General features: G+C 57.0%; 17 protein-coding genes. 10 read left to right on the top strand and 7 right to left on the bottom strand.

All coding sequences use genetic code 11. The features are described from left to right. Positions 1-69 precede the first annotated feature (69 nt). From ED661_RS22450 to ED661_RS21085, 6 genes are all read right to left on the bottom strand, one after another. Complete coding sequence (locus tag ED661_RS22450) at positions 70-1,173, bottom strand: DNA cytosine methyltransferase (protein WP_122076936.1); 1,104 nt, start codon at positions 1,171-1,173, stop codon at positions 70-72. A gap of 169 nt (positions 1,174-1,342) precedes the next feature. Beyond that, positions 1,343-1,672, bottom strand: coding sequence for a hypothetical protein (locus tag ED661_RS21105; RefSeq protein WP_122076933.1), 330 nt, complete (start codon positions 1,670-1,672; stop codon positions 1,343-1,345). A gap of 144 nt (positions 1,673-1,816) precedes the next feature. Continuing rightward, positions 1,817-2,122, bottom strand: a complete 306-nt coding sequence (locus ED661_RS21100) for a hypothetical protein (protein ID WP_122076930.1) — start codon at positions 2,120-2,122, stop codon at positions 1,817-1,819. Then, a complete protein-coding gene (locus tag ED661_RS21095; RefSeq protein WP_122076928.1) occupies positions 2,119-2,457 on the bottom strand; it encodes a hypothetical protein in 339 nt (112 codons plus the stop codon). The genes ED661_RS21100 and ED661_RS21095 overlap by 4 nt, the downstream gene beginning before the upstream one ends. Beyond that, positions 2,454-2,780, bottom strand: coding sequence for a hypothetical protein (locus tag ED661_RS21090; RefSeq protein ID WP_122076926.1), 327 nt, complete (start codon positions 2,778-2,780; stop codon positions 2,454-2,456). Before ED661_RS21090 ends, ED661_RS21095 begins: the two co-directional genes overlap by 4 nt. A gap of 149 nt (positions 2,781-2,929) precedes the next feature. After that, entirely contained in the window at positions 2,930-3,673 is a 744-nt protein-coding gene (locus tag ED661_RS21085; protein ID WP_122076924.1) for a GntR family transcriptional regulator, read from the bottom strand. 165 nt (positions 3,674-3,838) lie between these two features. On the opposite strand from ED661_RS21085, the gene ED661_RS21080 reads away from it, so the two are divergent. The 7 genes from ED661_RS21080 (at position 3,839) to ehuA (ending at position 11,729) form a co-directional block, all read left to right on the top strand. Further along, a complete protein-coding gene (locus ED661_RS21080; protein WP_122076921.1) occupies positions 3,839-4,621 on the top strand; it encodes an aspartate/glutamate racemase family protein in 783 nt (260 codons plus the stop codon). A 4-nt stretch (positions 4,622-4,625) separates the two neighbouring features. After that, complete coding sequence (locus ED661_RS21075) at positions 4,626-5,804, top strand: Xaa-Pro peptidase family protein (RefSeq protein WP_122076918.1); 1,179 nt, start codon at positions 4,626-4,628, stop codon at positions 5,802-5,804. A gap of 18 nt (positions 5,805-5,822) precedes the next feature. Then, positions 5,823-8,279, top strand: a complete 2,457-nt coding sequence (locus ED661_RS21070; RefSeq protein WP_122076916.1) for an FAD-dependent oxidoreductase — start codon at positions 5,823-5,825, stop codon at positions 8,277-8,279. Between the two features lie 378 nt (positions 8,280-8,657). Then, a complete protein-coding gene (locus ED661_RS21060; protein WP_122076911.1) occupies positions 8,658-9,506 on the top strand; it encodes a transporter substrate-binding domain-containing protein in 849 nt (282 codons plus the stop codon). Positions 9,507-9,576: 70 nt separating this feature from the next. Beyond that, entirely contained in the window at positions 9,577-10,242 is a 666-nt protein-coding gene (gene ehuC / locus ED661_RS21055) for an ectoine/hydroxyectoine ABC transporter permease subunit EhuC (RefSeq protein ID WP_122076908.1), read from the top strand. A gap of 3 nt (positions 10,243-10,245) precedes the next feature. After that, the gene (gene ehuD / locus ED661_RS21050) at positions 10,246-10,914 is read left to right on the top strand and encodes an ectoine/hydroxyectoine ABC transporter permease subunit EhuD (protein ID WP_122076906.1); all 669 of its coding nucleotides are present in this window, start codon (positions 10,246-10,248) and stop codon (positions 10,912-10,914) included. Beyond that, the gene (ehuA, locus tag ED661_RS21045; RefSeq protein WP_122076903.1) at positions 10,914-11,729 is read left to right on the top strand and encodes an ectoine/hydroxyectoine ABC transporter ATP-binding protein EhuA; all 816 of its coding nucleotides are present in this window, start codon (positions 10,914-10,916) and stop codon (positions 11,727-11,729) included. The genes ehuD and ehuA overlap by 1 nt, the downstream gene beginning before the upstream one ends. A gap of 12 nt (positions 11,730-11,741) precedes the next feature. On the opposite strand, the gene ED661_RS21040 is transcribed toward ehuA, so the two are convergent. Next, positions 11,742-12,617, bottom strand: coding sequence for a LysR family transcriptional regulator (locus ED661_RS21040; protein WP_122076900.1), 876 nt, complete (start codon positions 12,615-12,617; stop codon positions 11,742-11,744). 124 nt (positions 12,618-12,741) lie between these two features. On the opposite strand from ED661_RS21040, the gene ED661_RS21035 reads away from it, so the two are divergent. Genes ED661_RS21035 through ED661_RS21025 form a run of 3 tightly spaced genes read left to right on the top strand, consistent with a single transcriptional unit; the run spans position 12,742 to position 15,972 of the window. Continuing rightward, on the top strand, positions 12,742-13,884 hold the full coding sequence (locus tag ED661_RS21035) for a Xaa-Pro peptidase family protein (protein WP_122076898.1): 1,143 nt from the start codon (positions 12,742-12,744) through the stop codon (positions 13,882-13,884). After that, positions 13,884-14,678, top strand: coding sequence for an arylmalonate decarboxylase (locus ED661_RS21030; RefSeq protein WP_122076895.1), 795 nt, complete (start codon positions 13,884-13,886; stop codon positions 14,676-14,678). The genes ED661_RS21035 and ED661_RS21030 overlap by 1 nt, the downstream gene beginning before the upstream one ends. Positions 14,679-14,700: 22 nt before the next feature. Then, complete coding sequence (locus ED661_RS21025; protein WP_122076893.1) at positions 14,701-15,972, top strand: oleate hydratase; 1,272 nt, start codon at positions 14,701-14,703, stop codon at positions 15,970-15,972. The last annotated feature ends 4 nt before the right edge of the window (positions 15,973-15,976 follow it).

Raw genomic sequence — 15,976 nt, 5'->3', positions numbered from 1 at the left:
CACGAATTTTGCTTCATCAGGAATGTGGACAGAAGTCATCGGGCCTCCGATGGTTGGCGTTTGTTGGAATTAGGATTTTGTGAGGTGAGATCGGGCTGCTTCTTCAAAGGCCTGGATGAACTCTTTCGCTGCCCACGGACAGATTGCATTGCCATAGCCCCGCAAGAGCCCCACTCTGCCGGGTAGCCCATGAGCCAACGGGAATGATCCGGGTTCAACTGGCCGCCACTTTCCATCCCGGCATCCAAGCCAGTCTGCATTTTTCCAGAAACCGTCAAGCGGGTCGGGGTGGCTAACATTGTTGTAACCGTCTGGAGATCCTGACCTCCGTTGCCGTGCAGGCCCGGGCTGTTCGCGTTCTGCGCCTTGCATGTCGGCCAGCCCGCCAGCACTGCCGCGTGGTTTAGTGTAATGTTCGGCGTTGTGAACTCCAGTGACGGGTGGCGCAGTGAATCTGTCGCAGTAGCTGATGGCCAGCCCGCAAGGTGGCACTGCCGCCCCAGCTGATCCATTCGGTTCCGAGGTGACCCATCCGGGTTCGTGCCCGTTTGAGACATGCCCCCTGTGTCTTTCCAGTCCCGTGCTGATGTCGTTGACCAGCCCGCTTGTGGGAGATCGCAGATTGTAGGCCCCGAAAAAGGTTCTTTGCCGGATGTGCGGGGCGCCGACGCCCGCAGCCGGAATATCTGACGCCCCAACGGCGTAGTGTGAGCTTTCCAGGCGGTCTGATAAATCATCCCACCATGCCCACTCAGGCGCGCTTGCATGGCCGCGTTTAGCTTTTGCTGCAATCTTTCCGAAGACTGCCGCGCTAGCGACTTGCTCGCCGAACAACACTGCGGGGCGGGCGGTCCCGACCAGGCTTGCAAATTTGGGGGATAGGTGCCGGGGGTCGTCCCGTCCAAGGCCCTCTCCAGCAACGCTGAGGGGTTGGCAGGGAGGCGACCCGGTCCACGCTGGCTTGTCGTCCGGCCATCCTGCAAGACGGAGGGCGTAGGACCATCCTCCAATTCCTGCGAAGAAGTGGCACTGAGTAAATCCAGAAAGTTCATCTGCTCTAACATCAAGAATGCTCCTTTCGTCCACCTCACCTGGCGCAATTAATCCGGCTCTGATTAGTTCTCGCAGCCATGCGGCGGCGCGCTTGTCGAACTCATTGTAGTAGGCGGCCATTTGGTCTCTTTCAGAGGTGCGCGGTTTTGTTTCTGGGTTAAGAATTTGGATACGAATGCACGCTAAAGGTGTTGTCAGGCATTCGGGTCGTCCGCCCATTAGGGTGCCGCTAGCTTGTTGTCACAGGCATAGAGATCGGGTGTGCATGCTGCGCCCGATCTTTTACGTTTCAGCCTTTTCCAATTTCATTCTCCATCAGTTTGGTCGGGGCGAGGCCCTGGCCGCTGTAAGGGCAATCTGGGCGGCCATCTGTTCCCTGCAACGGAACGCTGTCATTTGCCGCGTGCGCCCATGCCAGGATCGCAGCATCGCAACTGTCCCCGGTGCGCAGGATGCCAAACAGATCGGCCTGCCAGCAGTTTTCTTCGGGATAGCCCGAGACTGGTTCAGGGGCTCGCAGCGTGCCGCCAAGGGAGCGAAACAGAACAACTCTGCCGTAGGTCCATTTGCGGCCCAGCAAGTCTTGGGATGCGCTGTAAATGCGGACTGTCTCGGTCATTGTCTGCGCTTTCATAAGAACGAGATGAAAAGGATGGTGATGGAGACAGTGGTAGCCATCGCAATGATCACCCAATGCATGATGGGGCGCGCTGGGCGCAATAGGTCGCCATTGCGCAGGCCAGCAAAGCGGGGCAGGGCGGGTTTACGCATAAGAGCGCCCGTCCATTGAGCCGCAAACCTGTGCGGATACGACCATCGGGAGCCGGGCAAACAGTGCCTGGGCGTCGGTGCGTTCCTGTGGTTCTGAGCGATGGGTATCCAATACAATCCGGCAGGCGCGCGCTATCTGGAGATCTGTGTGGTTTGAGACCTGCGCCAGGACAGCGCGCGCCGCGGTTAATCCCCCATCACCTTTGCCGTGAGTGGTGGAAAAGACCCCAGCAGCACTTGGGCCGCTGGGGAAGGTGCCCGCATCAGTGCGGGACCGGGGGAAATAGGATGTGGTCATTGGAAGGCCTGTCCAAGTCCAAGCTTTTCAGCATAACTGCGCAGTTTGTCTGTGAACTCGGTCACAAGTTCGAATTCATTGACCTTGTCATCAGAAGCATCGATACGACGACGCAGGTTGCCGAGCTTGCGAACAAGGGTGACCGGGAACTTAGCTTTTTCAGCGTCGGCCGCGATGGCGTTCTGCAAGGGTGTAGGTTTGGAAACGGCGCCGGGATCTGCTGCCTCGGCATATTGGGTAACGAACTTCAGCAGCTCACGCTTGTTCCAGGTCCAGGCCTTGCGCTTCACTTCCAGATCCTCGGGGGTTTCAACCAGATGGCTCGACAGGCTCATGCTGCTACCCCCTGACGCACAGCGCGGTGGCGGGCAGGAAGCTCGGCCAAGGCGGCCATGTGCCAGCTGTCCGTTGCAGCTGCCGGGCTATCGCCACGACCCAAGACTCCAAACATCTCGATCTCGTAGAAATGCGAGGTGACGCGCTGGGCGGGCAGGGTGGGGTCGATCCATGAACCGGCGCCCAGCTTGGCTGTTGCCATAGTGATGGCATGGAACTTGTCACGCGCACCAAAGTGGAAGGCCTGCAGGAAGGTCACCAGAGGGTCAGTACCACCCAAGGCGCCAAGGTTGCGCAGTACCTGCCCACACCAGAGGCGCATGGCCTGCGATTTTCTAGCTTGGGCGTAGCGGATCCGCCAAGGTCCTTTTGACATCGCGCAATGGCTGGCACAGCGCCGGGCTTTCAACATCAGAGCCTAAGGATCCTACCGACTGGAAGCTCCTGTGATATGGGCCTGGAGCGCGCCATCTACCGGTCGCGGACTACAGCATGCGCCGTGAACTCAGCCAGTTCGCCTCGCCAGATTTGCCGCCCATAACAGAATGCTTGGCCGTTGGAGTCAAAAATCACCTGCTCCAATTCGATGCCTGCGTGATAGGTTGGCAGTCCCAGGAGTCTGGACTCCTCTTCATTCAATGCACGCATGCGAATGGAGATGTCACCAGAATGAGACGGAATGTTATATTCCTGCTCCATAAGACGCGTTGTAGATTGCTCAAGGTTATGGCTGAACATCTCGGGAAACAGATCCGCAATCGCAAACTCTACTTCAACAAAAGCTGGGTGGCCCTTGAGGCGGAACAACCGTGTGTATTTATACAGCTCTCTCCCTTCCTCCACACCCAATTTGGCTGCGATCAGCGGGGAGGCTCGGGTCACTTCTTTTGATACCAGTTCGATCTTCAGCCCCAGTGCGTCATCCTCAGCATGTTCGGAAAAGCTGACCGTTTTGCTGATGTCATAGGTCAGTCTTTGCGGTGAAACAAAACGCCCGCGGCGCTCAGAACTATAGGCCAGCCCCTCCATTTCGAGCGCCAAGAGAGCTCGGCGCGCTGTCATTCTACTGATGGAAAACTGGTCCCCGAGGGCACGTTCAGATGGAAGAGCCGCATGTTCCATCAGTGCACCACTGCGAATTTGAGATCGAAAGTGATCGATAACCTTCTGAAATGCAGGCTCTTTATTCTTAAAGTTTCTATCAGGCAGGCTCATTCAATTTAGCTTTCAAAGTTTTTTCTTGGTATATACCAGATTGCTGGTCTATACCAGATTCTCAAGAGATCTCCTCCTGACTGCATGGCATGGCCATGGATTTCAAGGTGCGAGGCGGTTTGCAGGGAGAGCAGCGTTGACCCATTTTGTTTCGGAGCACAGCAGATGAGCCGCGAACCTGACATCCAGAATCTCAGTGCGTCCCAGGACAGCGGTTTGGGCGCGCGTGCGCGGATCGGCATGATTGTTTTGCAATCTGATCAGACCATCGAGCATGAGTTTGCTACGCTCCTACACCGAGAGGGGGTGGTGCTGTATCACGCGCGCATTCCCAACGAGATGGAAGTGACCTGCGATACCCTGCGCAAAATGGAGGCTGATCTGCCCGTCGCAGCAGGGTTGTTGCCAGCCTCTTTTGAGTTTGATGCAATTGGGTATTGCTGCACCTCTGGTGCCACGATGATTGGTGAGGGCCGGGTGGATGAAATCCTGCGGGCCCAGCATCCGGGCGCCAAGACCAGCAATCCGATAACGGCTAGCAAGGCAGCGCTACAGGCATTGGGGGTGAGGCGCATCGCCTTGATTACCCCTTATGCGCCTGATGTCACGGTGGAGATGCGTGACAATCTCGCGGCCGCTGGGTTTGAGGTGAACGCGATTGGAACCTTTAACGAATCCGATGATTTCAAGGTCGCCCGCATTTCGACTGACAGCATCCTGACGGCGATCAAACAGGTGGGCCAGCGAGAGGATTGCGATGGCATCTTTGTCTCCTGCACCAGCCTGCGCGTTCTGTCTGTCATTGCCGAAGCCGAGGCGTTTCTAGGCAAACCCGTTTTGTCCAGCAATCAGGCCACCGCCTGGCACCTGGCCCGGTTGGCTGGGGTCACGGATTGTATCGCAGGTGCCGGTTCGATCTTTCAACACCAACTCAACGCTGAGGATTGAACAGATGTTGGATCTGCATCCCATAGCCACCCGCGGCTTTACTACCGCTGAATTTGAGCAGCGAACCGAAGCGGCCCAAAAGATCATGGCGGGGCTAGGCCTGGATGCCATGTTGCTGACAACGGAACCCGAGGTGCGGTACTTCACCGGGTTTGATACCATCTTCTGGCTGAGCCCAACGCGCCCTTGGTTTGTTGTGATCCCGGCGAAAGGTGCGCCAATTGCCGTGATCCCAGAGATCGGCGGTCCTAGCATGTCGCTGACCTGGGTCACGGATATCCGCACCTGGCTGGCACCGCAGCCCGAGGATGATGGCATTTCCCTGCTCACTGACACGCTGCGGGAAGTGATGCCCGGTGGCGGTGTCTTGGGCCTGCCGATGGGGCATGAGACCCATGTGCGCATGCCTGCGGCGGATCTGGCCAAATTACAAGCCGGGGTGGAGGGTGTTGCGCTGGCGGATGCAACCGAAGTGGTGCGCAGCCTGCGGATGGTAAAGTCCGAGGCTGAGATCGCCAAGATCGCCCGCATGTGCAGCATTGCCTCTGCCGCCTTTGAGGATCTGCCAGGCTACATCAAGGCAGGCGATAGCGAACGTCAGGCCTTTGCCAAATTCAAGATCGATCTGCTGCAAAAGGGCGCTGATGATGTGCCCTATCTGGTGGGCAGCTCGGGCCCCGGCGGATTTGAGGATGTGATCAACCGCCCTTCGGATCGGCTGATAGCCGAGGGCGACATGCTGCTCCTGGATACAGGCGCGCTGTATGATGGCTACAGTTGCGATTTTGACCGCAACTTTGCCTTCGGCCATGCCTCAGATGCGGCAAAATCCGCCTATGACCTGGCCTGGCGGGCCACCGAGGCCGGATTGCAGGCAGCGCGTCCCGGGCTGACCACAACCGAGCTCTGGGCCGCGATGGCGCAGGTGTTGGAAGAGGGCGGTTGTAGTGGCCATCAGATTGGCCGGATGGGCCACGGGCTGGGCATGCAGGTGACCGAGTGGCCCTCGTTGATGCCTGGGGATGACACCGTCATTCAGGCCGGAATGGTGCTGACACTTGAGCCCGGTCTGGCCTTTGGCGACGGCAAAATGATGCTGCACGAAGAGAACATCGTCATCCGAGAGGATGGCGCCGAGCTACTGACGCGCCGGGCGGCGCGCGAACTTCCAATCATTACCTAATTCGACAGGCCAAAGACTATGAACAAGCAAATCCCATCGCAGGCAACGGTCGTCATTATTGGCGGCGGTATCCATGGCTGCTCTGTGGCCTATCATTTGGCCAAACAGGGTCTTACCGATGTTGTTTTGTTGGAGCGCAAACAGCTGACCTCGGGGACCACCTGGCATGCGGCCGGGCTGGTTGGGCAGCTGCAGGGCAGCCATGCGACCACCGCCTTTGCCAAATACGGCATCGAACTGCTGGAAGAAATCGAGGCCGAGACCGGCCAGAACCCCGGCTACCGCCGCTCGGGCTCCATCTCGGTTGCCACCAATAATGAGCGCATGGCAGAGCTAAAGCGCAAAGCGGATTTTGCCGCCCTCTTTGGCATTGAAGCGCATTATCTGGAAACGGCCGAAATCAAAGAGCGTTGGCCATTGATGAACCCGGATGGTGTTCAGGGTGGCATCTATATGCCCAGCGATGGTTCCGCCAACCCGGTGGACCTGACCACGGCCCTGGCCAAAGGCGCCCGGATGCGTGGTGCCAAGATCTTTGAATATACCAAGGTCGAAGAGGTTCTGACCGAGGGTGGCAAAGCCGTCGGTGTGCGCACCGACCAAGGCACCATCCGCGCGGATTATGTGGTCAACTGCGGTGGCATGTGGGCGCGTGAACTGGGCCGTCAAAACGGCGTGGGTGTGCCGCTGCACGCCTGCGAGCATTACTATCTGGTCACTGAGGCGATTGACAATCTGCCCAGCGATCTGCCGGTTCTGCGTTCTTATTGTGATGGCACCTATTGGAAGGAAGACGCCGGCAAGCTGCTCTTTGGTTTTGCCCATTTCCAGGCCAAGCCCTGGGGCATGAAGGGTATTTCGGAGAGTTTTGAATACGACAGTCTGCCTTTTGTCGAAGACGATGTGATGGAGGTGCTGGAGCTGGCGATGAACCGGGTGCCTCTGTTGCAGGAAACTGGAATTCGCACCTTTTTTAATGGGCCTGAAAGCTATTCTTACGATGGCCGCTTTATCCTGGGGCAGGCGCCGGATATCTCGAACTATTTTGTGTTGGGTGGGGTGAACTCCACGGGTATCCAGTCTGGTTCCGGAGCTGGACGGGCATTGGCGCAATGGATCATCGACGGGCATCCGCCGATTGATCTGAGCGAGATGGATCCCAAACGCTGCGAAGAATTCCAGGCACGAGATCCCTATTTGCAGGAACGCTGCCCGGAAACTCTGGTGCTGACCTATGCGATGCATTGGCCAAACCGCCAGCGTGAAACCGCGCGTAATCTGCGCCGCACGCCATTCTATCACGCGATGAAGGCACGTGGTGCCTGCTTTGCCGAGACCCAGGGCTGGGAGCGCCCCGGTTGGTTCGCCCCGGAAGGGGTGGAACCAAAATATGAATACAGCTTTGGTCGCCAGAACTGGTTTAACTACGCGCTGGAGGAGCAAAAAGCCGCGCGCGAAGGTGTGGCGATGATCGATTACACCATGTTGGGCAAGCTGATGGTCGAAGGCAAAGATGCTGAGAGCTTCCTGCAGCGCGCCTGCACCAACAATATGGCCATGAAGACTGGCCGGGTCGCCTATACGCTGATGCTGAACGAACGCGGTGGCATTGAAAGCGATGTCACCGTGGCACGTCACGGCGATGATAGCTTTATGGTGATGAGCTCGATCTCGCATACCCGGCGCGACTATCTGCATCTGCGTGATTTGATTCAGCCCGGTGAAGATGTGCGTCTGCGGGATGCGACCTCTGCCTATGGCGTGCTGGGCATCATGGGGCCCAAAAGCCGTGATCTGTTGCAGAAGGTCGGCGGCATTGATGCCTCGAATGAAGCCTTCCCCTTCAACAGCCTGAAGCATTTCCACATCGGGCACGCCCCGGTATTTGCGCAACGACTGTCCTATTCCGGTGAAATGGGTTGGGAGATCTTTATCACCCCGGATTTTGCCGAACATGTCTTTGAAGTCTTGATGCAGGCAGGGGAAAACGACGGTCTGCGCCTGATCGGAGGTGAGGCTTTGAACGCGCTACGACTGGAAAAGGGTTTTGTGCATTGGGGTCACGAGATGGCCTATACCGAAGCACCGCATCAATTGGGCATGGAATTTGTCTGCAAGACCAAAAAAGACATCCCCTTTATTGGTCGCGATGCCTATCTGGCCCGCAAGGCCGAGAACAAAGGCCCCTTCCTGTGTTCGGTCAAACTGCAAGATCCAGAGCCGCTTTTGCACCACAACGAGCCGGTACTGCGTGATGGCAAAATCGCGGGCTACGTTACTGCCGGAGCCTGGGGGCAAACCCTAGGGGGCGCTGTTGGCCTGTGCCTATTGAACCTTCCCGAGGGGGAAGCAGACAAGGCTTCGGTGGAAAAGGGAGAGTTCACAGTTCTGGTGGAGGGCAGGAGCATCAAGGCGGATGTCAGCCTTGCACCGTTTTATGACCCGCAGAGCAAACGCATGTTGACGGGCGGCTAGGGGGAAGAGGTTTCGAAAATGATCTATCAAAACCTGTGGTTATCATAAGGTGATAGGAAAGGTCATTTTGAAATGCGGATTTTTGCCAATAGGCTGGTTCGAACTTTGGAGGAGGAGGTGAAATCACCCCTAAATATGGGGCGATTTGACCAGATGAAGCACCCGCCACTGCAAGCTCTTTTGGGCGATGGCTATATCAAAACCATGAGGTTCCGGGAGGTTCTTCATAACACTAGGGAATTCACGACCCGCGCGCAGGATCTGTTTTGCTCTCACCATCAGGGAGGGCGCGTGGGCGTGGCAAAGGCAGTATCGGACCGTCTCAGGTGACGGTGGCGTGCTCCACATCGACGACAAGTTTACTTCTGGGAGGAACCTATGACTTACAAACTACTTAAGACACTCGGCACCGCAGTTGCCGCGACAGTTCTCAGCACGGTTGCAGCTGTTGCTGGCCCAATTGATGACCGGATCGCGGCGGGTGAGCCAATCCGTATTGGCTTTTCCAATATTCCAATCTGGGGCTTTCCGGATGAGAATGGCGACGCCAAAGGCTTTGTGAATGAAATCGCGCTGGGTATCCTGGCCGAAATGGGCCACTCCGAGGTGGAAACCACCGTCACCGAATGGGGGGGCTTGATCCCGGGCCTGAAGGCAAACCGCTATGACATGATCACCGGTGGTCTGTATATTCTCAACAGTCGTTGCGAAAACATCGCCTTCTCCGAGCCAATCGGTTCGATGGGCGACGCTTTCCTGGTGCCTGCAGGAAACCCCAAGAACATCAACAACTACAAAGATGTTGTGGCGCAGGAAGATGCGACGCTGATTATGTATTCCGGCGCAAACACGGTTGAGGCCTCGCGCAAGGAAGGTCTGACCGACGCACAGATGATGCAGGTTCCCGGACCAACCGAAACGCTGGCCGCAATGAAGGCGCAGCGCGCGGATGCGGCGGCTCTGACCTATTTTGAAGCTCTGTATCTGGCAGAACAGTCCGAGGGGGCCTTTGAGGTTACTGACCCGTCGGCTCTGCCTGAGTGGACAAAGAACTGGGTTGGCATCGGCTTTCGTGACGAAGACTCTGAATTCATGACCAAGTTCAACGCGGCCCTTGCAGGCTATGTCGGCTCCGAAGCTATGCTGAATTCAGTATCTGAGTACGGTTACACGCCTTCGCATCTGCCCGGCGACAAATCCGCAGAATGGGTTTGCGGCAACCGCTAAGCATCCAAGCGGCGGGCCTTGTTGAGGCTCGCCGCAATTTGCACGTTTCCTAAGATAGCAGAGCGGATCCATGAATATCTTTGATTTCGTTGCCCAATACTGGCCACGCCTGTTGGCCGGAACCGGAATGACTGTTGCACAGTTCTTTCTCGCGACCCTTCTTGGGGTGACCGTCGCCCTGATAATGGGCCTGATGAAACTCTCCCCCAACAAATTGGTTCGCGCCACTGCCGTGACCTATATCGAGATCTTTCGTGGCACCTCGCTCTTGATTCAGCTCTATTGGATCTTCTTTGTTTTGCCGCTGTTTGGTGTGTCGATCGACAAGTTCACCGCCGGCTACGTGGCGGTTGGCATGAACATCGGCGCCTACGGGGCTGAGCTGGTTCGGGGTGGCATTCTTTCTGTCCCCAAAGGCCAGTGGGAAGCAGCCCTTGCGATTAATATGTCGCCCGCGCAGCGGATGCGGCGGGTCATCCTTCCTCAGGCCTTGGTCAATATGTTGCCGCCCTGGGGCAATCTGATGATTGAACTGCTGAAGGGGACGGCGCTGGTCTCACTGATCTCAGTGGCGGACCTGATGTTCGAGACCAAGCAGATCAACGGATCTACCTTTTTGTCGGCCCAGGCCTTTGGTGCTGCTCTGGTGATCTACTATATATTGGCGCGTTTCATGGTGACCCCCTTCATGCGCTGGCTTGAGGCCTATATGGCGCGCAAAATGGGAAGGGCTTGATCCATGTTTGACTGGAAATGGGAATTCGCCTGGGAAATCTTGCCACGGCTTTTTGTGGCAACCGGCAACACGCTTTTGGCGGCGGGCGCAGGCTATGCCATTGCCTTGGTGCTGGGGCTTTTCCTCGCCATCGCTCAGCGCAGCCCCTCACGCGCTTTGACCTTTGTGGTGCGGGAGTTGGTTGAATTCATCCGCTCTACCCCCTTGCTCTTGCAGATCTTCTTTATCTTCTACGTCGGGCCGCAGTTTGGTATTCGCCTCAGCCCCTGGATGTCGGGGATGATCGCAATTGGTCTGCACTATGCCTGCTACCTCTCCGAGGTCTATCGCGGTGGCATCGACAGCGTGCCCAAAGGTCAGTGGGAGGCGGCAATCGCGCTGAACATGACAACGGTGCAGAAATATCGCCGCGTCATCATTCCGCAGGCCATTCCATCCGCCCTTTCGGGCATGGGCAACTATCTGGTTGGTATCTTCAAGGATACGCCGATGCTGTCCGTCATTGGGGTCGCCGAACTCATTCACACGGCCAATGCCATCGGGTCCGAGCACTATCGCTTTCTGGAGCCCTACACGATGGTTGGCATCCTTTTCCTTGCAATCTCTCTTCCTGCCGCAGGACTAATCCGGTTGGTCGAAGGGCGCGTGCGCCGCAAAATGGGACTGAAATAATGCTTGATATGTCAGGTTTTCCACTCGAGTTGAGCGGTGAGAACAAACCTATGGTGAGTTTTCGCAAGGTGCGCAAATCCTACGGCGCGCTGACCGTTCTTGATGATCTTGATCTCGATATCAATGCCGGTGAAATGGTGTCGATCATTGGCCCCTCCGGGTCAGGTAAAACAACCGTGCTGCGGATGTTGATGACGCTGGAGCAAATCAACAGCGGCGTGATTTATGTGGATGGTAAGCCGCTGACCCATATGCCCAAAGGGGGGCAGTTGGTGCCGGCCAATGAACGTCACCTGCACAGCCGTCGCTCCGACATTGGTATGTGCTTTCAGCACTTCAACCTGTTTCCGCATATGACGGCGCTGGAAAACTGCATGGAGGGTCCGGTTCAGGTGCTGGGCCTTTCCAAGGCAGAGGCGCGTGACCGGTCGGAAGAGCTGCTAGAGCTGGTCGGCATGATTGCCAAAAAAGACCAACACCCTTCGCGCCTGTCAGGTGGACAACAACAACGGGTTGCCATCGCCCGGGCACTGGCCATGCGCCCCAAGGTGATGCTGTTTGACGAGGTGACCTCGGCACTGGATCCGGAAGTGATCGGCGAGGTGACAAATGTTATCCGGGGTTTGGTTTCCGAACATAACCTCACCATGCTGATGGTCACCCATCAGATGGGGTTTGCCCGCGATATTTCAGATCGTGTTTGCTTTTTCTACGGCGGTAAAATCGAAGAGCAAGGACCTCCGTCCGAGCTGTTTGGTAACCCACAGCGCGAACGCACCCAGCAGTTCCTCAGTGCGGTCCGCGAAGCCGTGTGATCTGGCTTTGCCCTATATCTTGATCCCAACGTCGCGCAACAGATCGCGGGTGCGTTGGGACAGGGTGCCGATGCGCCAGATGACAAAATAGGTACGCCCAGTGTTCAGGGCGTATCCCCCCAAGGGCGCCAATCTGCCCGCCTCGATCTCATATCGCAGGACATTGACGCATCCCAGGGCAATGCCTTTGCCCCGGATGGCTGCATCCAACGAGCTCCCGTAGGAGCCTAGGTTGACCCGAGGCGCCGCTGCCAGTTCCTCAGATCCAGACAGGTCAATGAAGTCGGGCCAGTTGATCCATTTCAACGCCAGTTTATCAAAATCCAACAGGGTGCTGCGCGCAAGGTCGGGTTCTTTGGCAAGCAGACTGGGCGCAGCCAAGGGCTGCCAGACCTCCTCGAACAGCACTTCGCCTTCCCAACCTGAAGGAATGTCGTTTCCGTAGTAGACGACCACATCATGATCCTGATTGAGAACATCAGATTCCTTGTTTGAAGCGGTAATGCTCACGGGTACAGCGTCTTGGCTCAGCAGGTATTCGTTGACCTGGGGCGTCAGCCAGAACTGCGAGACCGCGATGTTTGAGGCCAAGGACAGCCTATCATGGCTGCCCTGTCGCAATTGACCTATCCCAAGCGCCAGGTACTCTAATGCCTCGGACGCGTTGGCAGCAAGCTTATGCCCCGCTTTGGTGAGGTCTACGGTGCGTCCGTTACGGGTCATCAATTCTACCCCAAGCCAGCTCTCTAGGAATTTTACGCGTTTGCTAACAGCGGCCTGACTAACATTCAGCTCCTCCGCCGCACGGGTGAAATTCTTGTGGCGGGCGACCGTCTCGAAGAACAAGAGATAGTCCAGAGGTGGCAGGGTGCGGCGGTAATTTTTCATAACTAATGGTTATCATACGTGAAGGGTAAAAGTCATTTTGAAAATGCGATTTCTGACAATAAGCTCGTCTGAAATACACAATAAGGCCCAGATCCGCCGGGGCCATTGCACAGGGGAAGTCCGCATGTTCACCGAACGATTAAGCCGCCTGCAGACCAAATTGACTGACGCTAATATCGATGTGGCGCTGATCACTGATGACGACAATGTCTACTACCTGACCGGCTATTACGACTACCTGCATATGGAGTTTGGCCGCCCGACCATTCTGGTGGTGCCCAAGGACGGCGAGGCCCTGTTGATCACCCCGACAATCGACCTCAACTCTGCCCAGGCCGCGGCGCGTGTTGGACGGATTGCGCCCTGGAATGACGGCATGGGCAATGAATGGCGCGAAGAGCTGCCAGCGGCGGTCAAATCTGCGACCTCTGTGGCGATTGAGCCGGGTCACATGCCACCCTTGGTGCGCGCCTATGTGAATGATCTGGTTGATGCCGAGGCGCTCACCAGTGTCACCCCCATCCTGAATGAAATGCGGATGATCAAATCGGCGCAGGAGTTGCAACTGGCTCGTCATGCCGGTGAGGTGGCCACTGCAATGATGAATGCAGGTCGTGCGGCCATTGGTGATGGCGTTCCCGAATTTGAGGTGGCCATTGCCACCAGCCAGGCCGGAACGCGCAAAGCGGCTGAGCTGCTGGCGGCGCATTATGATGATGCCGACATGTCACCCAACACACATTTCCTGCAGATCATGGCCTCGGGCAAGGATATCGTCAAAACCCACCACCGCGCCTCAACCCGCATCATGCGTCAGGGAGAGCCGGTGTTCCTGTGCTTTTGTGGCATGACCAATTTCCATCGTTTCAAACTGGGCTTTGATCGAACCTTCTGGATTGGCGAGCCCGACCCGGAGCAAGTGAAGGTCTATGAGGTGGCAGTGGCCAGTCAGAAGGCGGCGCTGGACGCCCTGCGTCCCGGTGTAACGGCCGAAAGCATTCACGCCGAATACGCCGAGGTCATTCAGGGTGCGGGTTTTGAGTATCCCTTCCGCTGTGGCCGCGCGACCGGTTTCAGCTTTTTGGAGGCTCCACAGCTGGTCACTGGCGACACCACCATCATTCAGCCGGGCATGGTTCTGGCCGTAGATGGCTCTGTGTCGGTTGAGACCTTCCGCGCTCAGGTCGGCGACAGCTTTATCATCACCGACGATGGCTGGGAGCCACTCACCCAACACCCGAAATCCGTAGAAGAGGTCATTCTGTGATGTTTCAGCCCGGTCAAAAGATCCAGTCCACGCCCCGTACTCCGGAATTGAGCACAGGCCGTCATCATCGCGCCAAGCTTGGCTTTATCCTGATGTCGACGGATCCTTCCGCTGAAGGGGATTTTCGTGACATGGCGCCCGAAGGGGTTGGTGTGCATATCACCCGGCTGAAAACCGATGACTACACCACCAATGAAACGCTTTCGCGCCATATCGAACATATGGCTGATGCCGCTTCGCGCATCCAGCCCGAGGCCCGGCCTGATGTAGTCAGCTACAGCTGCACCAGCGGATCCATTGTCATTGGCGAGCAGCGGATTTTTAAGGAAATCCACAAGGGCGCTCCCTGGGCACAGCCGATGTGTCTGGTGCAGGGCGTGTTGGATGCGCTGCACGAACTGGGTGCAAAGAAGCTGGTCGTTGGTACGCCCTATTTGGATGAAATCAATACTGCCGAGGCAGAGTTCCTGGTGGAGCGCGGCTTTGACGTGCTCGACATTCAGGGGCTCAACATTGCCCAGGGCTGGGACATGGGGCTGGTTACACCGGCCTATTGGAAGAAATTTGCACTGGAGATCGACCAGCCTGATGCCGACGTGATTTTCCTCAGCTGTGGCGGCATCCGTGCTTTGGAGGTGGTGGAAGAGATCGAGCAGGCCACTGGCAAACCGGTGATTACCTCGAACCAGGCCCAGATGTGGTCCTGCCTGCGGCGGGCCGGCATCATGGATGAGCTGGAAGGCTTTGGTCAGATTTTCAAACATCCTGGCAAGGCGCTGAAAAGCACCCTCTAAAGCCCGTTGAAAGACAGATGAAATGACAAGATTTTCCGCTTGGAATGTCTTCTGGAACGGTGTGACCGGCCAGAAGGGCTGGTCGCGTCAGTGGCGCGACCCCGAACCCAAACCCCATTACAATGTGGTGATTATCGGCGGCGGGCTGCATGGGCTTGCCACCGCCTATTACCTGGCCAGAGACCACGGCATTCGCAATATTGCGGTGCTGGAAAAAGGCTGGATCGGTGGTGGCAACGCCGGGCGCAACACTACTATTGTACGCTCCAACTATACCCAGCCGGGCAACCGGGAATTCTATGAGAACTCGCTGAAACTCTGGGAAGAGCTGAGCCACGAGCTGAACTACAACGTCATGTTCAGCCAGCGGTCGCATATCACCCTGTTGCACAGCCCCGGTGCGGTGGATGCCACAGCACGCAACTATAACACCATGCGGCTCACCGGGAACACGGATGCCGAGATCTGGAGCCTGGATCAGCTGCAAGAGGCGGTGCCACATCTGAATTACGGCGCCGATGCCCGCTTTCCGATCATGGGCGCAGCTGTGCACAAACGGGCCGGAACCGCGCGCCATGATGCGGTGATCTGGGGCTATGCACGGGCGGCGGATCAGCTGGGGGTCGATATCCTTCAAAACTGCGAAGTCACCGGCATCCTGCGCGATGGTGGCAAGGTCACAGCGATTGAGACCTCACGCGGCAAGATCACCACTGACAAGGTCGGTCTGGCGGTGGCTGGCAATAGCTCGCGGCTGTGGAACATGGCGGGGATGCGCCATTTGCCCATTGAATCGCACAAGTTGCAGGCTTTTGTCTCGGAGCCGCTGAAGCCACTTTTGGATCAGGTTGTGGTCTTTGGCATGGGCGGCGCCCATTTCTACATCTCGCAGTCGGACAAGGGCGGTATGGTCTTTGGCGGTGATCTGGATTGGTACAAATCCTATGCCCAGAAGGGCAACCTGCCGATTGTCCAGGACGTGGCCGAGGCTGCGATGTCGGTAATGCCCTGTCTGGGCCGTGTGCGTCTGCTGCGTCATTGGTCCGGTGTGGTGGATATGTCGATGGATGGCTCGCATTTCATCTGCAAGACCCCGGTCGACAATCTCTATCTGAACGCCGGCTGGAACTACGGTGGCTTCAAGGCAACGCCTGCCTCAGGCACCTATTTTGCCGATCTTATCGCCAATGATCGCCCTCACGAGGTGATCGCCAACCACGATCTGAAACGGTTTGAGCGCGGCATCCAGCTGGATGAACGCGGCGCCGGCCCAGACCCGAAACTGCACGGATAAGGAC

Origin of the sequence: Pseudophaeobacter sp. EL27 (genome assembly GCF_900313025.1) — a bacterium.
In the GTDB taxonomy this organism is placed as follows: domain Bacteria; phylum Pseudomonadota; class Alphaproteobacteria; order Rhodobacterales; family Rhodobacteraceae; genus Pseudophaeobacter.
Note: the sequence above shows the minus strand (reverse complement) of the source record. Positions and strands in the feature narration are given on the sequence as shown.